This is a genomic window from Amycolatopsis sp. NPDC043887 (genome assembly GCF_056435665.1).
The window spans coordinates 1-2,408 of sequence record NZ_JBWKEB010000042.1 but is presented as its reverse complement, the minus strand read 5'-3'; the positions used below and the strand labels follow the sequence as shown (position 1 = coordinate 2,408).

Below are 2,408 nucleotides of genomic sequence, written 5' to 3'. Positions count from 1 at the left end.
GTGCTTCCTTCGGCGTTGCATGGTCTTGGTGGTATCGGTAAGACTCAGATGGCGACTGAGTATATTTATCGGCATCTTCAGGATTATGATTTGGTGTGGTGGATTGATGCCGCGCATACGACTCAGATTCGTGCTGGTCTTTCCGAGCTTGCGGGGATGCTGGGTTTGCAGGGTGCGTCGGAGGCGAGTGTGGCGGTCCCGGCGGTGATCGAGGCGTTGCGGACGGGGCGGCCGTTCCGTCGTTGGCTTCTGGTTTTCGATGCCGCTGAGAGCCCGGATACGGTGTTGCCGTTTTTCCCGCGTAATGGTCCTGGTGAGATTCTGATCACGTCGCGGAACTCTGATTGGGCGGGGATCGCGCGTCCGCTGGAGTTGGCGGTGTTCAAGCGTGAGGAAAGTGTGGAGTTGCTGGGTCGTCGTGGTCCGGAGATCGATCCGGCCGACGCCGACGAGCTTGCGGAGAAGCTCGGTGATCTGCCGTTGGCGGTGGAGCAGGCGGCGGCGTGGCGGGCGGTGACCGGGATGCCGGTGCGGGAGTATCTGCGTTTGTTCGACGAGTCGGTCGAGGAGATTCTGGACACGGCGTCGGCGCCGGACAACGAGGTGTCGGTCGCCGCGGCGTGGAATGTGTCGTTCGAGGAGTTGAAGACCCGTAATCCGGCGGCCCATCAGATTTTGCATATCTGCGCTTTTTTCTCGCCGGAGCCGATTTCGCGTGATTTGCTCACGGGGGTCAACCGGGTGTCGATCTCTCCGGAGCTCGACGCGGCGCTGCGTGATCCGATCAAGCTCGCGCGGGCGATCCGGGACATCAACCGGTACGGTCTGGCGAAGATCGATCATGGGAACAACACTCTTCAGTTGCATCGGCTGGTCCAGCTGGTTCTGCGTAACCGGGTGATGGCCCGTCAGGTGCACGCGCGGATGCAGCACGGTGCTCATCAGTTGCTGGCCGCGCTGGATCCGAATGATCCGGAGTCGAGCAGGCATTGGTCGCGTTATCGTGAGCTGCTGCCGCACGCCTACGCGGCGAACGTGCTGGACTGTGACGACGATTGGCCGCGTCAGCTCTATATCAATCTGATGCGCTACCTGTTCGAGTACGGCGATCATGAGGAGGCCGCCCGGCTGGGCCTGGAAGCGCGGAAGCGGTTCACCGACGTGCTCGGGCCCACGCATCCGCAGACGCTGGAGGTCTCGTCGAGGCTGGGGCTGTATCTGTGGGCGATCGGCCGGTATTCCGAGGCCGCGGAACTCAATCAGCGCACTCTCGCGCTGCGTCTTCAGGTGTCGGGTGAGGAGAACGAGGAGACCTTCGCTCTCCAGCGGAACATCACGATCGATCTCCGGGCGCAGGGCGACTTCGCGGCGGCGACCAAACTGAGCGAGGAGATCTACCAGAAGTCCAGGCGCATGTTCGGTGAGGACGATCCGGAGACACTCAACGCCGCGTATCAGCACGCCATCAGCCTCCGGCTGATCGGTGCCTACCGCGCGGCCGCGGAACTGGACCAGGACACCCTCCGGCGCCGGATCGAGGTCCTCGGCCGCGATCACGTCCGCACCTTCAGCGTCAACGGCTCCCTGATCGTGGACCTGCGCGAGGCGGGGGACTACGGCCAGGCCCGGGTGCAGCAGGAACGGCTCACCGAGAACTTCCACGCCCGGTTCGGCGCGGACCAGCTGGACAGCGCGGCCCACTCGTTCCTGCTTTCGGTGACCCGGCGCAAGGACGGCGACCACCCGGGCGCGCTCAGCCTGTCCACGGAATCGCTCAGGAGGTTCCGGCTGGCCTACGGGGACGACCACTCCGTCACGATGGGCTGCGCGCTGGCCCATTCGATCGATCTTCGTCACTCGGGTGACCTGGCCGCGGCGAAACGGCTCGGGGAGGAGACCTTCGAGCGATACCGGAGCGGTCTCGGCGAGCATCACCCGCACACCCTCGTCGCCAAGGTCGACCTGGCGGTCACCTTGCGGCTCATGGGCGACGCCGCGGCCGCCCGCGTCCTCGACGAGCGCGCCCTCGAGCAACTACGGGCCACCATCGGCCCGGACCACCCCTACGCCGTCGCCGCCACGATCAACCTCGCGAGTGACCTGGCGGCGCTGGATGAGGCCGGCCAGGCCGCCGAGCTGGGACGCGACGCGGTCGAACGCGGGACGCAGGTACTCGGCGACGAGCATCCGACGGTCCTGGCCGCATCCTTCAACCTCGGACTGGACCTGACCGCGCTCGGCCGGACGGACGAGGCCGCGCCGTTCCACAACCCGATCCTGGCACGGTATCGCCGGATCCTGGGCGAGGCCCACCCCGGAACACAAGCAGCAGGCCGAGGCGCCCGCGCCAACTGCGACATCGACCCGATCCTGATGTGACTCAACCAGGAACAAACTGCCCGATCCAG

Annotated in this window: 1 protein-coding gene; it reads left to right on the top strand. The window is 65.5% G+C overall.

Features of this window, described 5'->3' with window-relative positions:
- Positions 1 to 2,379, top strand: coding sequence for an FxSxx-COOH system tetratricopeptide repeat protein (fxsT, locus tag AC069H_RS42720; RefSeq protein ID WP_478236174.1), 2,379 nt, complete (start codon positions 1 to 3; stop codon positions 2,377 to 2,379).
- Positions 2,380 to 2,408 lie beyond the last annotated feature (29 nt).